Genomic DNA, 18,245 nt, shown 5'->3' with positions numbered 1-18,245 from the left:
GTGGCTTGACCACGGTATCCAAAAAAAATTAAAACAGACTGGATCCCGCGATCAAGTCACGGGATGACAACAAAGTTTTGTTATTGGTGATTAAACACCTGCTCATTTGGAGCAGCTACTCCTAAAACTTTCTTTGCTTGTTCTTCTAACATATCTTTATTTAGAGATTCCGTTCGAAGTAATTTGACGTTATGCTCAAGTTCTACTCTTTCTGCTCGTAAGCCTTTTAGTTCATCATAAGCTTTTTCAAGCTGCCTATTTACTTTTAAATATGCAATAATCCCTTTGTTACCATATATGCAATGAAAAACAAAATATCCAAGCAGTAAAGCTAAAAAGATATTTAAAATTATTTTTTTAGAATGATTATTTAAATGTATTATCATAAATATATCTTCATAAGAAATAATATCAGAGCGGTTAAAATAATACTATCAAATCTGTCTAGCACTCCTCCATGACCGGGTATTATATGACCGCTATCTTTAATATTAAATTTTCGCTTAAAATATGAAATAAATAAATCACTTAATTGAGCTATTAATGCTAATATGCAACTAATTATAAACAAATAAATTTTATTTGAAAAATAGTAATTTTCAATATGAAAGTTTGGTATAAAACTAACTAATACCGCAACTAAACCTGCTGATAATACTCCCGTCACTAAACCGCTCCAGGTTTTTTTAGGACTAAGTTTCGGAGCAAGTTTTGCTCCTTTAAAAGTTTTGCCGCCAATCATAGCGAAAGTATCTACCGACCACATTATGCAAAAATAAAGCATAATAAGCCATCTATTGGTATCTTCCATACTTAAAAATATTAATAGGCTTATAGGAATCGGAATAATAATGAGCCCGATTAATAGATCAGGAATAGAAGAGTAGGTCATATTATACCATTCACTTAACATTCCCGTACCTACTAATATCATTAGAATATAGAATAAAGGCTTACACCATAATATAGCTGTGACAAATAACGGAACTAAAACTATACTGGACAGGATTCTTAAATATATGTTTGATTTTTGTTTATCTTTTGCCAAATGTTCTTTTTCTTTTTGAGTAATCATTTATAGCTTCTTGTATATCATATTTATTAAAATCAGGCCAATATTTGGGTGAGAAATATAATTCAGCATAAGCTGCTTGCCAAAGCAAGAAATTACTGATGCGATAAACCCCGCCCGGTCTTATTAATAAATCTACATCCGGCATTTCAGGATCATATAAAGCGTGTTGTATATCGCTGTCACTTACTGCTTTTTTACCGCTTGTAATAATTTTTGTGCAGGCATCAACTATTTCTTGACGACTTCCATAACTAAAAGCTATACAAAGCGTTATTTTATTATTATTTTTTGTTAATGCTATAGCATTATTTATTTGTTTTTGCAATGAGCTACTTAATAAATTAAGCCTACCTATTACTTTTATTTTAACTCCGTTTTTATGTAAATTATTTAATTCGGTTTTTAAATAAATACTTAATAATTTTATTAAGAAATCTACTTCCGTGCTTGAGCGTTGCCAATTTTCGGAAGAGAAAGTATATAAAGTTATATAAGGTATGTTAAGGTTAATAAACTCAGGCAGTAATTCACGAATTTTATCGGCTCCTGCTTTATGCCCTTCAGATTTTGTTAAGTTATGCTGATCTGCCCAACGAGCATTACCGTCCATTATTATTGCTAAATGTTTTATGTTAGTCATTATTTTATATTTTAGATGTTGCTGCATGGATCGATTTTTCCGTCATTGCGAGCGACTGTAAGGAGCGTGGCAATCTCATGAAACAATATAAAATTTCTGAGATTGTCACGCCCTCGGCTTTGCCTATCCTTGTAATGACGATTTGGTATCTACACGGGAATGACATCGGTAGTCATATTTTAGGTATTTCGATTCTTACCGATAGCCCGCCTAAATCCTTGCTATCTTCTAAATAAATAGAGCCTTTATGATCGTTTATTATTTCTTTAGTAATAGCAAGCCCAAGTCCTACGTTACTTGCATTATCAAGCTGTCTTGCTTTATCCGATCTATAAAACGGTTTAAATACAAGGTGTGTTTCCGTATCATCTATACCGGGACCGTTATCCTCAATAATTATAGCTACGGTAGATGAATTATCTTTTGAGGATATCTTAATTTTAGTTCCATATTTTATAGCGTTACCGATTAAATTAGACAAGGCTCTTTCAAAAGAATTCGGCTTAATGCATACTTCTAGTTTATCTAAATTAGTAGATTTTATAAATTCAATATTTACATGTGACCATTTGTTAAAAAAACGTTCCATCCAAGGTAATAATAAAATGTCTTCAAATTCTTCTTTACTTTCACCTTTAGCAAAATCTAAATAAGAATTTATCATTTGCTGCATAGTTAATATATCTTGTTTTAACCCTTCTATTTCTTCGCTTTCTTCCATCAATTCAAGTTGTAGCTTCATTCTTGTTAAAGGAGTTCTAAGGTCATGAGAAATCATAGCAAGCATAGTGGTTTTTTTAGTAATTTGTTTTTCAATACGAGCTTTCATTTTTAAAAAAGCAAGCCCTGCTTTTCTTATTTCTAAGGCTCCTGAAGGTTTGAAATTTTTTTCTTTTAAAACACCTCGACCAAATTTATCCATGCTATCCGCAAGAGTAAGTATTGATTTAATTTGATTTTTGGAGAAAATAATAGAAACAGAAAGTAATATAACAGTTAAAGATATAATCCATAAAACAAATATATATACTGTAGGATTAAGTAGTAACTTTGCAGGAAAAGTAATATATAATACTCCATCTTTTAATTCTAAAAATACTTCAATTTTATTTTCCTTATTTAGTTTAACTATATTTTTTTCATGGATTTTTGTAGCTAAAATATTTTTGAATATAGTTAAAGGTTCACCTAATTTAGGCTGTTTTATAGATAACTTTTTATTAAGCTGAAACTGATAAGATAAATTAAGATAATTTTCCGATAAATGGGTTATCTCTCTTGAATTATTTCTATGTTCTTTAATCAATGATTCTATTTCATTGATAATAATAGTACTAGTATAATATGAAACATTATACCAATGACGATCGTAAAACAAAAATATAGCAACGATTTGTCCTATTAAAATCGGAATGATTATAATAAACATAAACCGTACAAATAATGTTCTCGGTAAAGCATATTTCAAAGAGCTTGATACAAGCGAATTTTTCAAGACTCGTCTGTGCTCACGTATTTTTATACGCTGTGTAGGCTCGCTTTTAAATTCATCTTGTCTGAAGCTCTTTGAAATATGCTGTAATAATTTAGATATAAAGTGCATAGCCCTCATTACGCACGGTTTTTAAATATTTCGGCTCTTTTGGGTTGTCTTCTATTTTGCTTCTTATTCTTGTAATTTGTACATCGATAGAACGCATGCTAAGCCCTCCCATTATTTTTGACAGTTCAAAACGACTAGTAGATTTACCGGAATTTTTTATTAATATCTCAAGTAATTTTTGTTCAGTAGAGCTAAGAGATACAATTTGATTATTCTTGGTAAATTCTTTTGTATCGGAATTATAAAAATTATTGCCGAATTTAATTATATTCGTTTCTTTTGTAAAGTTATTATAATTATTGATTAAGTTATTTATCCGAAGTAATAATTCTCTCGGTTCAAAAGGTTTAGTTATATAATCAGAGGCACCGGCTTCAAGTCCTTTAATACGGTCATCGGCTTCCGATAAAGCAGTAAGCATAACTATAGGAATATTATTACCGGCATCCCTTATAGTAGTAGCAAAATCAAGCCCTGTTATTTCAGGTAACATAACATCTAAAATAATTAAATCATAATTAGAAGTTTTTAATAGATTTTTAGCTTCTATGACTGAACTTGCCGTTGATACTAAAAACGCATTTTTATTTAAAAATTGCTTTAAAAGTGCTAATATTCTGCTATCATCATCAACGATTAAAATATGTGCTTTGTATGTATGCATGTATACTCGTTTAATTTAAAAAAATTGTATTTCACTATTGTCATCCCGTGGCTTGACCACGGGATCTTATGTCTCAGGCTGTGTTCTGAGATCCTGTGATCAAGTCGCGGGATGACGTTAAATACTACTGGATTCCCGCCTACGCGGGAATGACATAAGAACTACGGCCGTATAGCTCATGACGATTGACAATACTTTAATATAAATATAGGTTAATGACAATGATAAAACTAGAGCAAATTGTTTGGCATGTTTGGATTAACGGTGATTTAGTTCCTTATCAATTTGCAAGGATTCATGTTTTGACTCATAGCCTGCATTATTCAGGATCGGTATTTGAGGGTGAGAGAGCTTATAACGGCAAAGTTTTTAAACTAAAAGAACATACGGCAAGATTAATAAAATCAGCAGAAGCATTAGGTTTGAAAGCACCTTATAATGTAGACGAGATAATAAAAGCTCATGAACTTGTAATAAAACAAAATAATATTAAGGATGCATATATAAGACCGCTTATTTGGTGCGGAGACGAGTCGCTAAATATCACTAATCAGTATTTATCTACTAATCTTTTGATTGCTGGTATTCCATCTATGCCGAGGTCTTTTGAGAAAGGTATAAATTTGCATGTAAGCCGCTGGCGTAAAGCAATGCCTGATAGCACCCCGGTACAATCTAAATCCGCAGCTCAATATAATATGGCAATAACGAGTAACAAAGAAGCTAAGGCTCTTGGCTATGATGATGCATTATTACTTGATTATGAAGGGTATATTGCTGAATGCACTACAACAAATATTTTCTTTGTTAAAGATAAAATATTATATACTCCAATTGCCGATAGGTTTTTAGACGGTATAACAAGACAGACTATTATTGACATTGCACAAGATTTAGGTCTAGAAGTAAAAGAAGAGCGTTTAAAATTAGAGCAAATAGAGGATTTTACCGGATGTTTTGTTACAGGCACGGCAATTGAGGTACAAAATATTGATTCTATAGATCTTGGCAATAAAAAGATTATTTTTGATGATCATAAAATTGCAGATCGTTTGAAAGAAGAGTATAGGCGTGTTGTTAGGGAGTAGAAGAAACATCATTGCGATGAGGTATTGCCTTTGTATGGATACCGAGTCGTCATTGCGAGCAGTCGTAGACTGCGTGGCAATCTCATGAAATAATAACAAACTCCTGAGATTGCTTCGTCGAATTACTACGTAATTCTTCTCGCAATGACGATTTAATAAGCTAAACAATTAAAATCAAAAAAATCATGCATAACATATTTAAAGGTTTAATTACCGCACTTATAACACCTTTTAAAGATAATAAGTTAGACTTATATGCTTTAGAGAGAATTGTAAAACATCAAATAAAGCATGAAGTCGATGCAGTATTAATTGCAGGCTCAACGGGAGAAAGTAGTAGTTTAAGCTTTGAAGAATATAAATTATTACTGCAAACTAGCGTAGAAATCGTTAATAAGTGTATTCCTATAATAAGCGGGTGTTCATCAAATAATACTACTTATGCAAGAGCACTTGCAGCGGAATCTACAAAAATCGGTGTAGATGGTTTTATGGCTAGTCCACCATCTTATGTCAAACCTACCCAACACGGGATTTATAAGCATTTTGAAGCATTGCATGAAGCGTGTAATCTACCTATTATGTTATATTCAGCTCCAACTAGAAGCGGAGTAGATTTTTCTGATGAGACAATATTGAGACTTAGCAAGCTACCGCGTATTTTAGCATTAAAAGATTGTGGTGTAGATTTAGAACGTCCATTGCGGATCAGAGCAACAGTTAAAAAGGATTTCAATATTTTAACCGGTAATGATGAAGTAGTCTTAGCTTTTAACGCTCAAGGTGGGGTAGGGTGGACTTCTGTAGCCTCTAATATTGTTCCTAATATATGTAAAGAGCTATTAGAAAAATGGAATAAGAACGATACTCAAGGAGCATTAGAAATCCATCAGAAATTACTACCTTTATATACAGCATTATTTGTAGAATCTAATCCGATTCCGATAAAATATGCTGCACATTATTTAGGTTTATGTGAAAATGAAATTAGACCCCCATTAACTGAAGCAAGCGATAGTGCCAAAAAACAAATTGAAAACATCATAACATCACTATCTATAAAGATATGACCGAATATAAGAAAGTTATTGCACAAAATAAGAAAGCCCTTTTTAATTATTTTATTGAAGAAAGATTAGAAGCGGGTATTGTATTAAAGGGTAGTGAAGTACAGTCTCTGCGTCAAGGCAAAGCTTCTATAGAAGAAAGTTATGCGGCAGATACCGGACATGAGGTATTTTTGTATAACTGTCATATTGCAGAATATGAAAAAGCGAATAGATTTAATCATGTTATTCGTAGACCGCGTAAATTATTGTTGCATACTAAAGAGATAAAGAAAATTATCGGTAGAATTAGAATAAAAGGTTATACGCTAGTAGCTCTTTCTATGTATTTTAATAAAAAAAATAAAGTGAAAGTTGAACTTGGTATTGCTAAAGGTAAGAAATTACATGATAAAAGAGAGTCAATTAAGGAAAAAGACTGGAAAAGAGATCAGAGCAGATTAATAAGACAGAAGTAATGGACTTTGCTACACCAGATGACAAGCCGGCTTTGTTACATAGCTCGTTTTATGTCATTCCCGCGAAAGCGGGAATGACATATAGAATTACTTAGACTTTAGGAAGATATAAAATTTTTAAAAAAGGTATTTATGCAGCATATTATAGGTAAAATATTGGTTATATTTATAGTTGTAATAGGAGTTTTATTTGTTTTCAAAACAATGAAAACTTATTCTACAAATCCGGTTTCCGTTGAGGTTAAACAAAGCGAAGATGCAAGAAAATGTGAAGAGGAAAGAGTACAAGAAATAATCAAAGATTATTTGCTTAAAACTCCGGAAATAATAATAGAATCAATAGAAGGGTTGCAAAAACGTAAAGTACAGGAAAATGAGACTAAAGTTAATAACTATCTAAAAGATAATAAGTTAAGTATTGAAGATAGCACAAGCTTTCCTGTTATAGGAAATAAAGACGGTGATGTAACAATAATTGCTTTTTATGATTACAATTGTTCTTATTGTAAAAAAGGCGATGTTTCTATAAATGAATTATTGCAAAACGATCCAAAAGTTAAAGTTGTATTAAGACCGCTTCCTATCCTGGGAGATGCTTCCGAATATCTTGCAAGAATAGTTTTAGCCGTTTATAAGGTTAATCCAAGTAAATTCAAAGCTGTTCATGATGAATTAATAAAAATAAGAGATGTTTCTAAGGAATCTATAAAAGAATTATTAACTGAGAATGGCTTAAATGCTACGGAAATTGAAGAAATTGCCGATAGCAATGAGATTAAAGATTTAATTACTCAAAATATGAAAATAGCTAGAAGCCTTAGAATGCAAGGAGTACCTGCGTATATAATCGATTCAGAATTAATACCTGGGTTAATAGATTTCCCACAATTACTAAATATAGTTAAAGAAATTAGGTATAATAAGAGTTCTTAAGAAGTGTTGTGTAGACCAGTAAATGCTTTTTATGTTATTCCCGCGAAAGCATTGTTGCATGGATACCAAATCATCATTGTGAGGAACGAAGCGACGTGGCAATCTTGTCAAACATCCTGAAATTGCTTCGTCAATTACTTACGTAATTTCCTCACAATGACGACCTTCAGTCTCCACGCAACAAGGCCTAGTAGGAATGACAGCAATTGCTCTTGAATAACTTTAGCCTTTATTTAGTAGATCTAACATAGTTTTACCGATATCGGCAGGGGATCTAGTGATAGTTACGCCGGCACTTTGTAGAGTTTCAAGCTTATCTTCGGCACTTCCTGTTCCTCCGACAATAATAGCTCCGGCATGTCCCATTCTTTTACCTGGAGGTGCTGTAATACCTGCAATAAAGCTTACTATAGGTTTCTTGATTTTTGACTGCTTGATAAACTCAGCGGCATCTTCTTCTGCATTACCGCCAATTTCACCGATCATAATAATTGCTTTTGTTTCATCATCTTTCAAAAACATCTCAATACAATCAACAAAATTAGTGCCGTTAACAGGATCGCCGCCTATACCGACACACGTAGATTGTCCAAGTCCTACTGCTGTTGTCTGTGCTACTGCTTCATAAGTTAGAGTACCTGATCTTGAAACAATACCTATCGTTCCTCTTTTATGAATATGCCCAGGCATAATACCGATTTTACATTCACCCGGTGTGATAACTCCAGGGCAGTTAGGACCGATTAATCTAGTTTTAGAACCGACTAAAGCACGTTTTACTTTCACCATATCAAGCACCGGAATTCCTTCCGTTATACATACTACTACTTCAATTTCGGCATCGATTGCTTCTAATATCGAATCAGCGGCAAAGCTGGGCGGAACATATATAACGCTTGCATTTGCACCGGTTTTTGCTTTTGCTTCATGTACGGTATTATATACAGGTAAATCAAGGTGAGTATGACCGCCTTTGCCGGGTGTAACACCGCCAACCATGTTAGTGCCGTACGCTATAGCTTGTTCAGAGTGAAAAGTTCCTTGTGAACCAGTAAAACCCTGACAGATAACTTGTGTTTTTTTATTTATTAATATTGCCATGTTAAATAATGTTTATTGTTTTTATTTGACTTTGATGTCATCCCGTGACTTGATCGCGTGATCCAGTCCTTTTTTAATTTTTTTATGGATAGGTCAAGCCACGGTATGACACTGAACTGGTTTTTCGAGCCATACAACAAGGTCAATGCCTGCATAGCTTATGACGGTTATCTACCGTATCGCTTCAACTATTTTATTTGCCGCATCTGCTAAATCATGTGCCGGTATTATTTCTAAACCGGAATTTGATAAAATTTCTTCGCCTTTTTCAACGTTTGTACCGGCTAAACGAACTACTAACGGTACTTTTATACCTATGTCTTTTGCAGCTGCAATAATCCCTTCTGCTATAATATCACAACGCATGATACCGCCGAAAATATTAACTAGAATCCCTTGTACTTCTTTATCAGATAAAATTATTTTTAAAGCTTCTTTTACACGCTCACGATCAGCTCCACCACCGACATCCAAGAAATTAGCAGGCGAAGCACCGTAAAGTTTAATAATATCCATAGTGGCCATGGCAAGACCGGCACCGTTAACCATGCAACCAATATTACCGTCCATTTTTACATAGCTAAGTCCTGCATTTGCTGCTCTAGTTTCTAGAGGATCTTCTTCATCATGATCACGCATTGCCGTAATATTCGGATGCCGAAATAAGCCGTTATCGTCAAAAGTAATTTTTGCATCTAAAGCTAATAAATTCCCGTCGCTATTTACAATTAATGGGTTGATTTCAATTTGTGCTGCATCGGTTTCAATAAAAGCATTATAGACTGATTTTACTATTTCTTTCATCTGTTTGGCTTGGTTATCCTTAAAGCCTAACTCATAAGCTATGCCTCGCATATGAAAATCTTGTAAACCGGTTGCAGGATCAACGGAAAATTTAATAATTTTTTCCGGAGTTTTTGCTGCTACTTCTTCAATATCAACTCCTCCTTCTGTAGAAGCTATGAAAGTAATACAGCTAGCCGATCTATCAAATACTATACTAAAATAATATTCTTTTAAAATATCACAACCTGATTCGATATAAAGACGATTTACTTTTTGTCCTTGAGGTCCTGTTTGATGCGTTACTAAATTAATACCAAACATGTCATGAGCAACTTTTTTGGCTTCTTCTTTACTCTTAATAACCTTAACACCGCCTGCTTTACCTCTACCGCCGGCATGTATTTGTGCTTTAACCACATATACTTCCGTATTTAATTTATCTATGGTTTCATTAATCTTTTCGGTTTTCGTAACAACTAGCCCGGTGGAAGTAGGTACGCTGTATTTTCTTAAAATCTCTTTTGCTTGATATTCATGAATATTCATTTTAAATAATTTATTTAAATTGCTATTAATTTTTATGGATAAGATGCATTTTTAACTTCTCTTACTATGTCTTTATCAAAAGTGATAAACTTATTAGCACTATTGACTTCTCCTTCTGCAATAATCATATAATCGGCAAAGTCTGCTTGACCTTGAAAGCTGATATTATTATGTCTTGATACCCAATGATAAAGCTGGAATTATCAATAAGATTAATTACTGCTTCATAAATTTCCTGGCGAGTAAATTTATTTACTTTTAGCACCCATACAAATTCAAGTAATGCATATGATGCAATAAAAATCTTATTAGTGATGTTATTTTTTAAGAAATTTTGAGCTGCTTTACCTTGTATTGCATCATCTGCAAGAAAAGTACGAGTTAAGATATTAGTGTCAATGCCTATCATTTTCGATAACCGCAATACTAACAGCTTCATCTACATCTACCGGACTGTTTTTAGCTTTATATTTACCTTTACCAAAAAAGCTATAGATATCTTTTTTTATAGGAAGCAATTCTAATGTTTCATTTTTTTTGTAGTTAATTATTAACTCAGAGCCTGAATGTAAACCAAGTTTATTTCTTATATATTTAGGTATAACTACCTGTCCTTTCGATGAGATTACTACTCTGGCACTTTTACTCATAATACTAATATAGTAAGTTATCTGATCTTACTTTGTATATAAAACACAATTTATTATATGTCAATAAGTTTATAATGAGGTTACTCATTCAATATCCTCAAGCAGCCTTTTTATGGATTTTTTTTAAAGATTTTGGCAAATTGTAAATCTGGAGCAAAAGAATTTATAGTAAACAAACCATAAAAATCAATATGATGGTTTGATAAAATAGTTATTAGAAAGCCGCTTATCGGCATTAATAACATTAAAAGCTATAGCAAATTTATATTAATATTAGCGGCTTTTTTTGCCAATTTGGCATATCTTCCGGTAGCAAAACATTAGCATTATAGAATTTCCATAAAAGCCTTATTATTACTAAAGATAAAACAACTATACCGGTTGCTTCATGTATCCCGTATAATTTTTTAAAGGAAGTTTTACGAAATTATCCATTAAGAAACCGACAACGAGCATTAATAAATATAATGCTCATGATCCAGTGAAAAAGTTTTGCAGTTAAGCCGTAAGAATTTTCAGTATTTGTAAGTAGCATGATAGTACTCAAACTTACTTAATGTCATTGTCGCTCTTCTATGTCATTCCTGCGAAAGCAGGAATCTAAAAAACAATAAAAAATACTAAAATTATTAGTATTTTTAACTAGATCCCATGGACACGCCACGGGTGGACACCGAGTCACGGTATGACAGTTTCTTCTTAATGCCCAACTGCCGTATCTATAATCTTTTCTGCCTCTGTACCGCTAATTTTTTCTTTATCATTCAGAATGAGATTAGCATTCTTTAAGTCGTCTCCTATATGTTCCGCTCTTCCTTTTAAAATCTTAGCTAAAAACTGCTCGGCAAGAGCATAATATGAGATTCTATTACCGGGTTTTGCAAATCCATGGCCTTCATCTTTGTAAAGTGCATAAACTACCGGTATATGCTTTGCTTGCATGCTGTTTACAATCTGTTCTGATTCTGCCTGCACGACTCTCACATCGTGAACACCTTGTGCTATAAATAAAGGCTTTTTGATATTATCAACAAAATTAATCGGTGATCTTTGTCTTAAAAACTCTTTTTCTTCTTCAGTATCCCAAGGTCCTATACGTGTTTTATATATACTTAACAATGGTGTCATATAAGGAGCTTTAGATTGCACATGAGTTAATAAATTAGACATACCGACAACGTCAACACCGCAAGCAAATACGTCAGGCGTCATGGTAAGACCTACAAGCGTTGCATAACCTCCATAGCTTCCACCCATAATACAAACTTTGTCAGAATCAACTATATTATTCTTAATAGCCCAGTTAACACCATCAATTAAATCGGTGTGCATTTTACCGGCATATTCTAAATTACCGGCGTTTAAGAAATCTTTCCCAAAACCGGTAGAACCACGGTAATTTATACTTAAAACTGCGTAACCACGATTTGCAAGCCACTGATGTTCAGGATTGTATCCCCAGCTATCACGTACCCACGGACCGCCGTGGACATTTAAAATTAGAGGTACTTTTCTATCGGGTATATTATTTTTATCGAGCTTTACATCATTTGGAAAAGTGATATAGCTAACTAAATCAAGACCGTCACGTGACTTGATAATTATCGGTAGCATCTTAGCAAGATTATATTGCTCAAGTTCTTTGCGATTAGTAAATAAAAACTCAGCTTTTTTATTTGCCCTATCATATTTATAATATTTCACCGGTGCATTATCAGCCATATAAGCAACGACCCAAGTTTTATCGTCTAGCGTCCTACTATTAATAATTAAATCACCGCGATCAATAGATTGCAAATATTTAATATCATCTTCAATATCTTTATCTAATATTTTATATGAGACTCTATCATAATCTATAGATACTGCTTGCGGAGTTTGTTTTGTGGGATGAACTGTAAATAAACCGATATCGGCTTTTGCATCTTCAGCTAATATTTCTTCACTACCTGTAGCTAGTGTTATAGCTTTAAGTGCGGAGGTATTACGATTACGTCCCTCTAGCATATATAAAGTTTCACCGCTAGCATCAAAACCAAGTATGGAAGTGTTAAAAGAATCTTCCATTGATATCTTAGTAAATAACTTTGGTTCTCCGTCTTTGAATTCATAATATTCAACAGCTCCATCTTTATCTAGTAAGCTACCGAATCTTAAATTTAAATTTTCATCAGTTACATAATCAGTAAATCTATCATTTTTATAAATCAGTTCTTTTTCTAGAGTATCTAGATTTAATTTGTAAATATCAAAATATTCAGGATTACGCTCATTTAAATATATTAATATCTCATTTGGCTTCTTATGACTTGCTCCGGCTATTCCGGCTTTAACTCCTTTTTCGGGAGTAAGTAATTTTGTCTCTTTTGTCTCTATGTTATAGCTATAAATTCGGTCATTTTCATCACCGTTAAAATCTTGGGTATATAAAATATTTTTATTATTATAAGCTTTAGCATAAGACCAAATACCGCGTCCTGTGTCATGAGTTATGGCTTCTGCTTTACTAATATCATCTGAGGGTGCTAGCCAAATGTTTAATACACCGTTTTTCGGTGCAACATATAGAATATATTTGCCGTCGTAGGTTAGAGAAACCCTTGCTTTATCAGGGTTACCGAATAAAACTTTTCTGGGGATTATTTGATTGTTATCCGTTATCGTTTGCGTTTGAAACATAAAAATACCGACACTTATTATTAATATAGTGCCTATAATATAGAAAATTTTACTCATTACTAATAGTTTGTGATTTAGTTTTATAGTCTTTTTATGTCATGCCCGATTCCGCGGAAATGACATTCAGGTCATAAGATATAATTGCTACACTCTCTCAATATTGCTTAAAAACCAATCAACTTCTTTGGTATTAGCATTACGTGTAAATGTCCATTCTTCTTTTAAATCTTCGATTTTGTCAACTACATTTTTACCTTGAAATAGTAATTTAATAAATATGTTATTACCGAACATGTAAATTTCTGAATATTTTGCACTTAAAGCCGATGAGTCAAAAAAATCACCATAGGATGGTGTTATTTTTTCAAATTCTTCTAAGTATCTTTTATCTATCAGCTCAGATAATTCTTTAGTATCTTTTTTATAAGCAGCTTCTATAATCATTTGAAAAGCAGTTTTAGCATTATTTATGAATTTAACCGGATCAAAGGAGTAAAGGCGTTTATGGACTTGTTCCATTCCATCTACGACCGCAGTTATATTATGTTCTACTATTATATCTTTAAAAACTTTAATATCTTGGGCTGTTGGAATATTTTTTTCTTCTTTATTAGATTTAACTGTACTGTAAGTTACGTCCTTAATAACCGGTTCGCCAAAATAAGATTTTTGCTTTGTCTGTTCCTCTTCTGAAGTAGAACCGAGAGTCGTCATTAATTTGTTGATAATGTAAAAGGCAATAATGGCAAAAATTAATAACTCTATTATTTGAGGAGACATTTTCTATTTATTTTTATTAAAAGATTATTCTTATATTTTAATATAAAAAAATAATCTTTTAAAGTTATTTAATAAAAATAAGGATTTATTTTTATTTGAGTTATACTTAAAATTTAAAAAATAACTAAAATATCTTGATTATTTTAATTATTATGATATTATCGTTTTGTAAATGATGTTTACACTCCATCATTGCAAAACATTTATAGCCTTTAGTCCATTTATGCTAGGGGGCTGTTGTACTAAAGCTTAATTTTTAAGTGTTTTTAGTATAATATTGTTTTCAATGATTGAGTTTATCCCCTAGCACCTATCTATCTATTCACTTTTAATTGACGAATGAACTGGTGAGCTGGTAATTCAATTATATAATGCAAAATAGTAGCTATTGTAACCGAAGTAGCAAATTTAAGCCATAAAGGAGTTGGATAAATCCAGTAATATTATGCTACAAAAAATTCTGTAGTTAAAGCAGAAAGGTATAAAGAATATGAAATTTGACCTAGAAAATATGTTATTGGATTACCGACAATAAGTCTACTTAATCCTGAATCATTAGATGTTCCAATAATTATTAAGGATGAGCCAACTGCAAGCCACCAAAGTGTTTTTGCATTAATTGTAATAAAAATATAAGCAAAAACAGCAATTCCTACAAATGTAATAATATCATAAATAATATAATTAAGTTTCAAAGATTTTATATATTTTGTAATAAAAAATGTTATACAACCAAAAATAAATACACCTAAAAACATTATTAAGCTTTTACCGTAAGCAAATTGTACTCTTTTGTTACTAATATGGGTCTGCAGCCATTGAAAAGCATAAGGAGCAGAAATTATCCCATAAGGTATAAATAACAAGATTATCAATAACTTAATTATTGATAATCTTTGCATTAATGATATTAAAAAAGGAAATAATTAATATGCAAACATTGCTGTACTTATTGAACATGAAGGTTGATTCCAAGATACTAAATCCGTGAACCCCCATGCTTGAATAAGGAACACATTAAGAAGAAAAGTATAAGAATTATCGTAGGGTGAAAGAATTTCTAGCAAAATCGACTCTGCATTAATACGCATAAAAGCATAAATAAATGTAAGGGATAAACTCTGGCAATACGTAAAAAACTTTTATAACTAACGATATGCGTATAAAATCTAGTATTATACATAACATAAAATAAAGCCGGATAACACAAAAAATATTACAACCCCAAGACTGCCAAGTCTTGCTATATTCATTATATCCGCGTAAACCTGTTAATCCTTTTATTTCTTTTAAGTTATCTATTTTGTTATGCCATATTTAAGTTATAACATTACTGATTAAAATATGGTATGATAATAATTTTTTTAATAAATTATTAGATTCTTATATTCAGAGATCTTTTAATAAGTGTGCCACTTTTATAGCATTATCAAATCCGTGATCGTAATGAAATCTTATATCAGGCGAGAATTTCATATTTATTTTATTAGTAATAAAATTTCTGATAGCATTTTTAGAATTATTTAATGCATCCATAATTTCATCTATTGTTAGTTTAGTATTAAAAGGCAAGAAATGACAATTAGCTATTTTGAGATCAGCAGTAACTATAACTTTTGTAATAGTGAGAGGATAATCCAAAAGTCTGCTATCCAGCATTTTGCCACGCCTTAGAATTTCTATTAATGCTTCATTTATAATGCTTGCTAATTTTTGTTGTCTATAAGAATTAGTTTTGGTTAATTTTTTCATGCGTTAAAATATATACAATTCTAAGGCATAATAGCATGCTTTTGCCAAACAACCAATACCTAAAAATTTTAGAAATTTTGTTTTAAAAAAACCGGAGAACAAAGAAATAAAGCTTCCCCAAAAAGGAAATGCCATTAAGAAAATTATAAATATCTCATATTTATAATATAGTTTTGTTAAATTTTTATGTCTTAAAATATTTTGTGCATTTTTGGAAGCATAAAAGATATTTAAAACTATTTTTCCAAAAATATAATTGATTGCATTACCGCTAAGAGAAGCACAAATAGCTACTAACAGCATTATTAAACTATTATAGCCTCCGAACATTTTCATAGAATGAAATATTAATTCATTCTGAAAACCTATAACAAGATTTGAGACAAAACTATCAACAAATAATAAACTATATGCTTCAAATTGATTCATGAATGTAATATATTGAATTTTGATTAGGGGTATTAATCGTCATTACGAGGAAAAACTGTAAGTTTTGATGAAGCAATCTCATGCCAAAATCCTGAGATTGCCATAACCCTTACTATCTAACACCAAAATAAAGTAACTGGCAATGAAAAAGCAAATTATTTATCCTGATTTTATAGCACGAATTTTTTCTACGGCACTTGATTTATCAGTATTTGCCTTTATAGCAATCCCAATATCACAATTTTGTTCTTTTAATTTATTATGGTTGTTCTTTAATGATTATTTCCTTAGCAATAACATTAATCTTCATAATCCCAATGAAATGTTTAACTCGGTTATGAGTCAGGAATTTTATGAATATCTTAAAGCAGGAAATTTTAATAAATATATTTTGTTTAATATTTCAATTTTTGCTACTAATATATTAGTAATAGGCTCATATTTCATAACGCTTTGGTATTATAAAGGTGCAACGCTTAGTAAAATGTTTTTACGTATGAAAATCGTAGATGCCGTAACATTAAAGCGTCCGACCTTAAAGCAGTTAATTAAAAGATTTTTAGGGTATATGACTTTTCCTATCGGTATTTTTTTCATACTTTTTTCTTCTAAAAAACAAGCATTACATGATAAAATAGCTGGAACCGTCGTTATTAAGTCTTAAATATACTCCTAAGTAATAGACGAAGTTTAATTTGGAAAAGAGCAAGGAGTATATAAGGCGAGGAGCGGAGCGTATACACTTAATAGGTGAGTACCGCAGTTCTATAATACGACGTAGCTCATTTTTCAAATTAAACGAGTATATTTATGAATGAAACAAATGATAATGATATAGATCAGCTAATTTATCTTTTTTCAAAATTACCCGGCCTTGGTAGTAGATCGGCAAGGCGTATAGCGCTTTACCTATTGCAAGATAAAGACGTAAGGTTAAAAAGCCTAATTAATAATCTTGTAGAGATAGATAAGAAAATAGTAAAATGCGAGATTTGCGGTAATATGGATACGGAAAATATTTGCCGTATTTGTTCTTCTGAATATAGAGATAAATCAATTATTGCTATTGTCGAAACTGTGGCTGAATTATGGGCAATGGAACGTAGCGGTAATTTTAAAGGTTTATATCATGTACTCGGTCATAATTTATCGGCAGCTAGTAGACAAAACCCTAGCATACTTCGGTTACCTGAACTACTCACAAGATGTTTTGCAGAAAATATTAAAGAAGTTATTATTGCTACTAATTCTACTTTAGAAGGTCAGACTACTGCTTATTTTATTACAGAATATTTAAAAGAGCATCCTGCTAAAATTTCTCGCCTTGCTAGCGGTATACCTATCGGAGGTGAACTTGATTATTTAGACGAGGGTACCGTATCTGCCGCTATTAACCTACGCCAACCTTTTGAGTAAAAATTAATAATTTTATTAAAGTTATAGTGAATCTTGATGAAATTCTAGATGATGTTCGCCGGCGAATTTTATTACATCATTATGATTTCCTTGATGATCAAAATGTATCAGTAATTCACCTTGTTCGTTTGAATGTAATATATTTGTGAATAAACGCTGGTCACCATCAATTTTAATGTCAACTACTTTTTTACCGATAAATTTAACGCCGTTATCTCCCTGTTGTCTATATATTATATCTTTCTTTAAGGTATTTATAAATTTATTACATTTATTCTTATCTAATTTTTCTTGTAATTTTGCGCTAATTCTTCCATAACATTCAAGTCCTTGATATTTGACTAAAGCAGTAGTGTTATTACTTGTAATTTCTCCTTCTTGATTAACTTTCCAACTGCTGTAACTAGGAATAACCTGTCCGATAGTATGAAGTAAATGTGCATTTTTTATTGATTGATAATATTCATGAATTTTTATAGGATTTTGATTTTCATACTGCTCTAGCTCTTCTTTAAGTGATAATAAACCAATATATGCCTGTATCTTTTCGTGATCATTAGTTAGCCTTGCAGCTGTGA

Annotated in this window: 19 protein-coding genes and 3 pseudogenes; 6 read left to right on the top strand and 16 right to left on the bottom strand. The window is 31.7% G+C overall.

The features are described from left to right. Nucleotides 1-80: 80 nt before the first annotated feature. From GCO76_RS01825 to GCO76_RS01805, 5 genes are all read right to left on the bottom strand, one after another. Nucleotides 81-386, bottom strand: coding sequence for an FtsB family cell division protein (locus tag GCO76_RS01825; RefSeq protein ID WP_012150781.1), 306 nt, complete (start codon nucleotides 384-386; stop codon nucleotides 81-83). Further along, entirely contained in the window at nucleotides 383-1,075 is a 693-nt protein-coding gene (locus GCO76_RS01820) for a phosphatidate cytidylyltransferase (protein ID WP_410955979.1), read from the bottom strand. Before GCO76_RS01820 ends, GCO76_RS01825 begins: the two co-directional genes overlap by 4 nt. Further along, complete coding sequence (gene uppS, locus GCO76_RS01815; RefSeq protein ID WP_173018740.1) at nucleotides 1,035-1,742, bottom strand: polyprenyl diphosphate synthase; 708 nt, start codon at nucleotides 1,740-1,742, stop codon at nucleotides 1,035-1,037. The genes GCO76_RS01820 and uppS overlap by 41 nt, the downstream gene beginning before the upstream one ends. 145 nt (nucleotides 1,743-1,887) lie before the next feature. Beyond that, entirely contained in the window at nucleotides 1,888-3,318 is a 1,431-nt protein-coding gene (locus tag GCO76_RS01810) for a palindromic element RPE3 domain-containing protein (RefSeq protein ID WP_410955978.1), read from the bottom strand. Beyond that, complete coding sequence (locus tag GCO76_RS01805) at nucleotides 3,302-3,982, bottom strand: response regulator transcription factor (RefSeq protein ID WP_410955977.1); 681 nt, start codon at nucleotides 3,980-3,982, stop codon at nucleotides 3,302-3,304. The genes GCO76_RS01810 and GCO76_RS01805 overlap by 17 nt, the downstream gene beginning before the upstream one ends. A gap of 215 nt (nucleotides 3,983-4,197) precedes the next feature. Here GCO76_RS01805 and GCO76_RS01800 point away from each other — a divergent pair, with 215 nt between their 5' ends. The 4 genes from GCO76_RS01800 to GCO76_RS01785 all read left to right on the top strand — a co-directional run bounded on the left by GCO76_RS01800 (nucleotide 4,198) and on the right by GCO76_RS01785 (nucleotide 7,528). After that, nucleotides 4,198-5,070 (top strand): branched-chain amino acid transaminase, encoded by an 873-nt coding sequence (locus tag GCO76_RS01800; RefSeq protein ID WP_410955976.1) that lies wholly within the window; start codon nucleotides 4,198-4,200, stop codon nucleotides 5,068-5,070. A 185-nt stretch (nucleotides 5,071-5,255) separates the two neighbouring features. Beyond that, a complete protein-coding gene (gene dapA, locus GCO76_RS01795) occupies nucleotides 5,256-6,140 on the top strand; it encodes a 4-hydroxy-tetrahydrodipicolinate synthase (RefSeq protein ID WP_410955975.1) in 885 nt (294 codons plus the stop codon). Beyond that, complete coding sequence (smpB, locus tag GCO76_RS01790; protein WP_410955974.1) at nucleotides 6,137-6,595, top strand: SsrA-binding protein SmpB; 459 nt, start codon at nucleotides 6,137-6,139, stop codon at nucleotides 6,593-6,595. Before dapA ends, smpB begins: the two co-directional genes overlap by 4 nt. A gap of 132 nt (nucleotides 6,596-6,727) precedes the next feature. Beyond that, complete coding sequence (locus tag GCO76_RS01785) at nucleotides 6,728-7,528, top strand: DsbA family protein (RefSeq protein ID WP_103896924.1); 801 nt, start codon at nucleotides 6,728-6,730, stop codon at nucleotides 7,526-7,528. Between the two features lie 222 nt (nucleotides 7,529-7,750). Here the strand turns inward: GCO76_RS01785 and sucD are convergent, their stop codons facing one another. From sucD to GCO76_RS01730, 11 genes and pseudogenes are all read right to left on the bottom strand, one after another. After that, nucleotides 7,751-8,629, bottom strand: a complete 879-nt coding sequence (gene sucD / locus GCO76_RS01780; RefSeq protein WP_410955973.1) for a succinate--CoA ligase subunit alpha — start codon at nucleotides 8,627-8,629, stop codon at nucleotides 7,751-7,753. 171 nt (nucleotides 8,630-8,800) lie between these two features. Then, nucleotides 8,801-9,961, bottom strand: a complete 1,161-nt coding sequence (sucC, locus tag GCO76_RS01775; protein ID WP_410955972.1) for an ADP-forming succinate--CoA ligase subunit beta — start codon at nucleotides 9,959-9,961, stop codon at nucleotides 8,801-8,803. Nucleotides 9,962-9,993: 32 nt separating this feature from the next. After that, nucleotides 9,994-10,370 (bottom strand): annotated as a pseudogene (locus GCO76_RS01770) (PIN domain-containing protein). Beyond that, nucleotides 10,357-10,611 (bottom strand): AbrB/MazE/SpoVT family DNA-binding domain-containing protein, encoded by a 255-nt coding sequence (locus GCO76_RS01765; protein WP_410955971.1) that lies wholly within the window; start codon nucleotides 10,609-10,611, stop codon nucleotides 10,357-10,359. The pseudogene GCO76_RS01770 and the gene GCO76_RS01765 overlap by 14 nt, the downstream one beginning before the upstream one ends. Nucleotides 10,612-10,873: 262 nt before the next feature. Then, a pseudogene (locus GCO76_RS01760) lies at nucleotides 10,874-11,146 on the bottom strand (cytochrome b). Between the two features lie 164 nt (nucleotides 11,147-11,310). Continuing rightward, on the bottom strand, nucleotides 11,311-13,347 hold the full coding sequence (locus GCO76_RS01755; RefSeq protein WP_410955970.1) for a S9 family peptidase: 2,037 nt from the start codon (nucleotides 13,345-13,347) through the stop codon (nucleotides 11,311-11,313). An 87-nt stretch (nucleotides 13,348-13,434) separates the two neighbouring features. Next, entirely contained in the window at nucleotides 13,435-14,070 is a 636-nt protein-coding gene (locus GCO76_RS01750; protein WP_410955969.1) for a Tim44/TimA family putative adaptor protein, read from the bottom strand. 443 nt (nucleotides 14,071-14,513) lie between these two features. Then, nucleotides 14,514-14,972, bottom strand: a complete 459-nt coding sequence (locus GCO76_RS01745; protein WP_410955968.1) for a hypothetical protein — start codon at nucleotides 14,970-14,972, stop codon at nucleotides 14,514-14,516. Nucleotides 14,973-15,130: 158 nt separating this feature from the next. Continuing rightward, nucleotides 15,131-15,323: pseudogene (locus GCO76_RS01740) on the bottom strand (hypothetical protein). A 136-nt stretch (nucleotides 15,324-15,459) separates the two neighbouring features. After that, nucleotides 15,460-15,822, bottom strand: a complete 363-nt coding sequence (gene rbfA / locus GCO76_RS01735; protein WP_103896915.1) for a 30S ribosome-binding factor RbfA — start codon at nucleotides 15,820-15,822, stop codon at nucleotides 15,460-15,462. A gap of 3 nt (nucleotides 15,823-15,825) precedes the next feature. Next, nucleotides 15,826-16,251, bottom strand: a complete 426-nt coding sequence (locus GCO76_RS01730; RefSeq protein ID WP_410955967.1) for a DedA family protein — start codon at nucleotides 16,249-16,251, stop codon at nucleotides 15,826-15,828. A 142-nt stretch (nucleotides 16,252-16,393) separates the two neighbouring features. On the opposite strand from GCO76_RS01730, the gene GCO76_RS01725 reads away from it, so the two are divergent. Then, entirely contained in the window at nucleotides 16,394-16,915 is a 522-nt protein-coding gene (locus GCO76_RS01725) for an RDD family protein (protein WP_410955966.1), read from the top strand. A gap of 146 nt (nucleotides 16,916-17,061) precedes the next feature. After that, on the top strand, nucleotides 17,062-17,667 hold the full coding sequence (gene recR / locus GCO76_RS01720) for a recombination mediator RecR (RefSeq protein ID WP_103896913.1): 606 nt from the start codon (nucleotides 17,062-17,064) through the stop codon (nucleotides 17,665-17,667). The last annotated feature ends 578 nt before the right edge of the window (nucleotides 17,668-18,245 follow it).

Origin of the sequence: Rickettsia koreansis (genome assembly GCF_046532895.1) — a bacterium.
GTDB lineage: Bacteria > Pseudomonadota > Alphaproteobacteria > Rickettsiales > Rickettsiaceae > Rickettsia > Rickettsia rickettsii.
Note: the sequence above shows the minus strand (reverse complement) of the source record. Positions and strands in the feature narration are given on the sequence as shown.

What these genes read in the sequence shown, in the direction of transcription:
- GCO76_RS01725 (WP_410955966.1), top strand. Translation starts at nt 16,394, where the DNA reads ATGAAAAAGCAAATTATTTATCCTGATTTTATAGCACGAATTTTTTCT.
- GCO76_RS01805 (WP_410955977.1), bottom strand. Translation starts at nt 3,982, where the DNA reads ATGCATACATACAAAGCACATATTTTAATCGTTGATGATGATAGCAGA.
- dapA (WP_410955975.1), top strand. Translation starts at nt 5,256, where the DNA reads ATGCATAACATATTTAAAGGTTTAATTACCGCACTTATAACACCTTTT.
- GCO76_RS01785 (WP_103896924.1), top strand. Translation starts at nt 6,728, where the DNA reads ATGCAGCATATTATAGGTAAAATATTGGTTATATTTATAGTTGTAATA.
- rbfA (WP_103896915.1), bottom strand. Translation starts at nt 15,822, where the DNA reads ATGAAAAAATTAACCAAAACTAATTCTTATAGACAACAAAAATTAGCA.
- GCO76_RS01750 (WP_410955969.1), bottom strand. Translation starts at nt 14,070, where the DNA reads ATGTCTCCTCAAATAATAGAGTTATTAATTTTTGCCATTATTGCCTTT.
- GCO76_RS01730 (WP_410955967.1), bottom strand. Translation starts at nt 16,251, where the DNA reads ATGAATCAATTTGAAGCATATAGTTTATTATTTGTTGATAGTTTTGTC.
- sucC (WP_410955972.1), bottom strand. Translation starts at nt 9,961, where the DNA reads ATGAATATTCATGAATATCAAGCAAAAGAGATTTTAAGAAAATACAGC.
- smpB (WP_410955974.1), top strand. Translation starts at nt 6,137, where the DNA reads ATGACCGAATATAAGAAAGTTATTGCACAAAATAAGAAAGCCCTTTTT.
- GCO76_RS01765 (WP_410955971.1), bottom strand. Translation starts at nt 10,611, where the DNA reads ATGAGTAAAAGTGCCAGAGTAGTAATCTCATCGAAAGGACAGGTAGTT.
- sucD (WP_410955973.1), bottom strand. Translation starts at nt 8,629, where the DNA reads ATGGCAATATTAATAAATAAAAAAACACAAGTTATCTGTCAGGGTTTT.
- uppS (WP_173018740.1), bottom strand. Translation starts at nt 1,742, where the DNA reads ATGCAGCAACATCTAAAATATAAAATAATGACTAACATAAAACATTTA.
- GCO76_RS01800 (WP_410955976.1), top strand. Translation starts at nt 4,198, where the DNA reads ATGACAATGATAAAACTAGAGCAAATTGTTTGGCATGTTTGGATTAAC.
- GCO76_RS01810 (WP_410955978.1), bottom strand. Translation starts at nt 3,318, where the DNA reads ATGCACTTTATATCTAAATTATTACAGCATATTTCAAAGAGCTTCAGA.
- GCO76_RS01820 (WP_410955979.1), bottom strand. Translation starts at nt 1,075, where the DNA reads ATGATTACTCAAAAAGAAAAAGAACATTTGGCAAAAGATAAACAAAAA.
- GCO76_RS01825 (WP_012150781.1), bottom strand. Translation starts at nt 386, where the DNA reads ATGATAATACATTTAAATAATCATTCTAAAAAAATAATTTTAAATATC.
- recR (WP_103896913.1), top strand. Translation starts at nt 17,062, where the DNA reads ATGAATGAAACAAATGATAATGATATAGATCAGCTAATTTATCTTTTT.
- GCO76_RS01755 (WP_410955970.1), bottom strand. Translation starts at nt 13,347, where the DNA reads ATGAGTAAAATTTTCTATATTATAGGCACTATATTAATAATAAGTGTC.
- GCO76_RS01745 (WP_410955968.1), bottom strand. Translation starts at nt 14,972, where the DNA reads ATGCAAAGATTATCAATAATTAAGTTATTGATAATCTTGTTATTTATA.